The organism is Paraburkholderia sp., assembly GCF_034668105.1.
Taxonomy (GTDB): Bacteria; Pseudomonadota; Gammaproteobacteria; order Burkholderiales; family Burkholderiaceae; genus Paraburkholderia.
The window spans coordinates 1-5,178 of sequence record NZ_JAXDPY010000585.1 but is presented as its reverse complement, the minus strand read 5'-3'; the positions used below and the strand labels follow the sequence as shown (position 1 = coordinate 5,178).

Annotated in this window: 4 protein-coding genes and 1 pseudogene; all 5 read right to left on the bottom strand. The window is 65.8% G+C overall.

Going from position 1 to position 5,178, the window contains the following annotated elements; genetic code table 11:
- A pseudogene (locus tag QOC89_RS25925) lies at positions 1-313 on the bottom strand (type II secretion system F family protein); the annotation flags it as partial.
- A 2-nt stretch (positions 314-315) separates the two neighbouring features.
- Complete coding sequence (locus QOC89_RS25920) at positions 316-1,311, bottom strand: type II secretion system F family protein (protein WP_323047631.1); 996 nt, start codon at positions 1,309-1,311, stop codon at positions 316-318.
- 11 nt (positions 1,312-1,322) lie between these two features.
- Positions 1,323-2,726 (bottom strand): CpaF family protein, encoded by a 1,404-nt coding sequence (locus QOC89_RS25915; protein ID WP_323047630.1) that lies wholly within the window; start codon positions 2,724-2,726, stop codon positions 1,323-1,325.
- Between the two features lie 3 nt (positions 2,727-2,729).
- Positions 2,730-3,968 carry a fimbrial protein gene (locus tag QOC89_RS25910; protein WP_323047629.1) on the bottom strand — a complete coding sequence of 413 codons (1,239 nt, stop codon included), beginning with the start codon at positions 3,966-3,968 and terminating at the stop codon, positions 2,730-2,732.
- 144 nt (positions 3,969-4,112) lie between these two features.
- The coding region (locus QOC89_RS25905; protein WP_323047628.1) for a type II and III secretion system protein family protein at positions 4,113-5,178 on the bottom strand (1,066 nt) is incomplete at its 5' end.

Here is a 5,178-nt window from a genome sequence, read left to right as displayed (position 1 = left end):
CGATCTGGCGGCCAAACGGCGTGTCGAGCCAGCGGATACCCGCGTGCGCGAAGTGTTCGAGCAGCGCTTTCCTGCCTTTTGGACGCGTCGGCCTCGGTGCATGCTGGCCAGCCGGCGCGGCATCCGCCTGAGTCGCGGCCGCCGCGGTGGCCGTGAGCGCCGCGCTTTGCAGCGCGCGTTCGTCGAGCGCGTGAGCGAGTGTGCGTTCGCTGCGCCGGACGGCCGCGAGACGCGCGATCAACAGCGCGCCGATCAGCAGCGCGGCGAGCGCGGCAAGCGCGAGCGCAATGGCGAGGAGGCGATCGGGACGCATGGTCAGCTCCGCAGCCGGGCAAGCCGGTACAGCAAATAGGCACCCACCAGCTGCAACGCGAATGCCAGATAAACGAATAGCCGGCCGCTCGGGTCGTACCACATCGAACCGAAATAGCCGGGATTCGACACGATCAGGAAGCCCGCGATACTGACCGGCAACAGACCCAGCACCCACGACGACAACCGTGTTTCCGCGGACATCGCGACCAGTTCCCGTTCAGCCTGTTCGAGGTCGCGCATGAACGACGACATCCGGTCGAGCATCACATCGGCACGCCCGCCGTATTTGACGGACAGCCGGAGCACCGCGCCCACCAGTTCGAGTTCGCCGACACCGTACAGCGCGGCGACATGCGACAGCGCGCGGTCGATCTCGACGCCGGTGCGCAGCATCCGGGATACCTGATCGAGGCATTCGCGCAACGGCGCCTCGGTGGTTTGCAACGACGTCTGAAAGGCCGCCGGCACACTATTGCCGAGCGTGATCAGACGCACAATGCCGTCGAGAAACAGCGGCACTTGCCGCACGATCTGCTGGCGGCGCTTTTGGGCTCGCATCGACAGCAGGAAGTAGCCGAACACCGCGCACGCGCACAACGTTGCACCTGCCGCCAGCAGACCACCCCGGCTAGCGGCAACGCACGTCAACGCGACCACAAGCGCCGCGATCAGATAGAGCGGTCCGCGCGCGTTGGCGAGACCCGCTCGACTCAACAGATTGCCGAGCGCAAACCGCAGCCGCGCTTTCAGATAGTGCAAGCGCGCACCGAGGCCCGCCCCCGCCTGCGGGGCTTGCGGCGCCGCGCGCGAAACACGCGCCGCCTGTCCGCTCATCTGCGCCGCAGGCACGCCCGGCATTGCGGTGGCCATGCGGCTGTCGATGAACCGTTCGGTGCTGACCTGCCCGCTGCGCCGCGCGCCACGCTGCAGGATCAGCAGCGCGCCGGCCGCGCACAGCAGCGCGACGGCGGCAAAGATCAGCGGCATGCTAGACATGGACGCCTCCGTTAGACATTGAAGCCGCCGTCAAAGCCGCCGCCGCTGCCGAAGCCACCACCACCATTACCACCGCCGAAGCCACCCCCGCCAAAGCCATTCCCAAAGCCGGCGTCATCGCCCGGCCCTCCCAACGCCTGACGAAAGCGCGCGAGCTTCGGCGAATGCGGATGAATGCCAAGCGACACCCACTGGTCGCGCTCATCGCCGTTCTGGGTCAGCACCGGTTCGTAGCGATACAGCTCCTGCGTGGCGATGATGTTGTCGGACAGGCCCGTGACTTCGGTCACCGACAGAATGCGCCGCTTGCCGTTCGACAGACGCCCGATCTGCACGATGAAGTCGATCGCGTTGGCGATCTGCCGGCGCAGACTCGATTCGGTCCCCTGAAAGCCCGCGAAGCCGGCCAGCATTTCGAGCCGGTACAGGCATTCGCGCGGCGAGCTCGCGTGCACGGTGCCCATCGAGCCGTCGTGGCCGGTGTTCATTGCCTGCAGCATTTCGAGCACTTCGCCGCCGCGCACTTCGCCGACGATGATGCGATCCGGGCGCATACGCAGCGTATTGCGCAACAGGTCGCGAATCGTCACGACGCCCGCGCCGTCGAAACCGCCCGGACGGCTTTCGAGCCGCACCACGTGCGGGTGGTTCAGCGACAGTTCGGCCGTGTCTTCGATCGTGACGACACGTTCCGGCTCCGGAATATGAAACGCCAGTGCGTTCAGCAGCGAGGTCTTGCCGGAGCTCGTGCCCCCCGCCACCAGCACGTTGCAGCGCGCGGCCACCGCGGCTTCGAGCAGCGCGCCGATTTCGGCGTTGTAGGTGCCGTTGCCAAGCAGATCGTCGGGACGCAGCGGATCCTTGCGGAATTTGCGTATCGACACGATCGGGCCGTCGATCGACAGCGGCTCGATCACCACGTTCACGCGCCCGCCGTTCGGCAGCCGCGCGTCGACCATCGGATTCGATTCGTCGAGGCGCCGGCCGATCGGCGCAAGAATGCGCCGCACGATCCGCAGCAGATGCGCGTTGTCGGCAAAGCGCACCTGGATCTTCGTCAGGATGCCGTGGCGCGACACATACACGTCGTTGTAGCCGTTGATCAGAATGTCTTCGACGGCGGGATCGTTGAGCAGGTCCTCGATCGGACCGAAGCCCGCGAGTTCCTTGGTCAGCGCCTCGGCAATCGCCCGCACCTCGCTTTCGTTGATCGGGATCCGGCGCAAGCGTACAAAGCTGTCCATTTCCAGATCGACGAACTGGTTGATCGCGTTGCGCGACCAGCGGCCGAACTCCGAGCCCAGTTCCTCGATACGCGTCAGCAGATGCTCATGCGCGGCGTTCTTGATGTCCTGGAACTGCTGGCTATGTGCAAACGAAGGTGCGTCGTCGGCAAATTCGATGTCTCTTGCCATCGTCTATGACCGCTTGTTAGAAGTTGGAATAAAGCGCCTGAGCGCAACGAGTGCGGATTTGCCGACCGGCGCGCTGACGCGCGCGGCGCCGCCCAGTTGTTCGATCAGCGGTTCGAGTGCGCGCACATACGGATCGCGCGCCGCGGTCTCGGCGAGCAGTTGTCCCTGATTGGCCGCCTGGCCAAGCGGCACGCGCCGCTCCGGCAGCGTGGTCAGCAGCTCGATGTCCAGACGCTGCGCGATCTGCGCGGCGGCCAGACCCAGATCGGGGTCGAACTTGTTGACGATGAGCCGCACGGTATCCGTATTGACGCCCTGCTCGCGCAGCGCATCGAGCACGCCGACCGCCGACACGATCGACGCCACGCCCTGATCGCAGACGAGCCACGTGTCATCGGCGGACTGCACGACCTGCGCAATGAATTCGCTGTTCGTAAAGCCGCCGAGATCGATGATCTGCTGGTCGAAGAACGCTCGCAGCCGGTTCAGCAGACTGACCGACGACGAATACGACACCTCGCGCATATCGGCAAGATTCGCCGGCAGCGAGGTCAACGCCAGACCGCTCCCATGGTGCGACAGCGCCGTATGCACGAACGTCTGATCGAAGCGGCGCAGATTGCGCACCGCATCGACGAAATTGAATTCGCTGCGGGTGTTGAGCAGCAGTGAACCGTCGCCGGCGGGCAAACCGAGATCGAGCAGCGCCGCCTGCCGGCCTTGCGCGACGTCGCGCCGCTGCAGCATGACGGCAAGATTCGCGGCGAGCGTGCTCACGCCCATGCCGATGCGCGCGCCGAGCAACGCCGTGACCTGGCCGTGGCGGCTCACCGGTTCGACGAGGTTGTCGATCACCTGGCGCGTAATGCGCAGCGCATCCGCCGCCGGAGCGGACAAATCGATGAAATCCCTGACGCCGGCGCGCAACGCGGCAAGCGCGCTTTCCGGCTCGGCGAGCGAGCCGATCGCAATGATCTGCAGTCCGGGATAAACGGTGCGCACCGCGCTCGCGGCCGCGCTTGCCGCCGCCGCGCGGCCGCCCGAAAAATCGACGTAGACGAGCGACGGATTCAGCGTGCCGATCCGTTGCGTGAGCATCCCCGGATCGAGCGTCACGGCTTCCACCGCTCCGGCACCGATCAAGGTTTCGGCGAGCCAATGCACGTGCTCGTCGTCCAGCGACGCGAACACGAAATAATCGGCGATAGCCCGTTCAGTCAATGAATGCGTTCTCGCGTTCATGTTGCACACACCCTCGCGGCGTCGGCCCGAAAGCCACCGCCTTGTATTGCGCACTACTGCGCGGTGACCACCCTGCGGGGCCACCCGCCATGCTCATCTGCCGGCCTGGGCGAGACGACAACCGCACCGTTCGCACACGCCGGCTCATCTGGAGAATCCCGGCACCGCATCGCGTGACGCCACACCGCCCAGGAACGAGCGCCACACCGGACCGTTGCGCTGCTCGGCCTGCTCGCCCGGCGTCGAAGGCAGCGTCGCGCCTTTCGCCAGCGGCGCAACCAGATGCGGCGTCACGATGATGACGAGCTCCTTGTCGTTCTGCTGGTAGTTCAGCTGCTTGAAGAACGCGCCAATGACCGGCAGGTCGCCGAGCAGCGGCACCTTCGCCACGTTCGAGATCGTCTCCCGATCGATCAGGCCGCCGATCACGAAGCTTTCTCCGTCGCCCAGCTCGACAGTCGTATCAGCGCGACGCGTGGTGATCGCGGGCACCGACACGCCACTGATCGTCACCGCGTTCGAAAAGTCCAGCTGACTTGCTTCGGGCGCGACCTTCAGCGCAATGCGCTGCGGGCTCAGCACGGTCGGCGTCAAGGTCAGGCCGACGCCATACGGTTTGTATTCGATCGACGTGGTGCCCAGTCCCTGCGGAATCGGCACGGGAATTTCTCCACCGGCGAGAAAGCTCGCGCTTTGGCCCGATAGCGCGACGAGCGTCGGCTCGGCGAGCACGCGCGCGAGGTTGTTCGATTCCATCAGGCTCAGGTTGGCGAACAGACCATGCGTGGCCGAATTGAAAACCAGATTGAACGCCGACGAAATCGGCGCGATCGAGTCGAAGTTCGGTGTCGAGCCGAGCGTCGCCGACGTCATGGCCGACGGCGCAAACGAGCCGAACGTGAAGCCGTTGTTCTGCTTGAGGATATTCAAGCCGACCTGCTTGAGTACGGAACGGCTGAACTCGACGACCCGCACGTCGACCTGCACCACCGAGCGCGTGGCGACGGTCGACGTGTCGTAGATCGCGTCCGCGGCGCCCGTTGCCGCCGACGAATTACGGTTGCCGTTGCCGTTGCCGTTGCTGTTGCCGCTGCCCCTGCCTCCGCCGCCCGCGCCGCTGCCGCCACCGCCGGAGCCGAGCGCCGCGCGCGGGCTCGCCTCGATTTCGGCGGCGGAGACCGCGCGCTGATGCTTCTCCATCGTCGGGGTT

Excerpts from the sequence above, each read along its gene's own strand:
- QOC89_RS25920 (WP_323047631.1), bottom strand. The coding sequence starts at position 1,311 with ATGTCTAGCATGCCGCTGATCTTTGCCGCCGTCGCGCTGCTGTGCGCG.
- QOC89_RS25915 (WP_323047630.1), bottom strand. The coding sequence starts at position 2,726 with ATGGCAAGAGACATCGAATTTGCCGACGACGCACCTTCGTTTGCACAT.
- QOC89_RS25910 (WP_323047629.1), bottom strand. The coding sequence starts at position 3,968 with ATGAACGCGAGAACGCATTCATTGACTGAACGGGCTATCGCCGATTAT.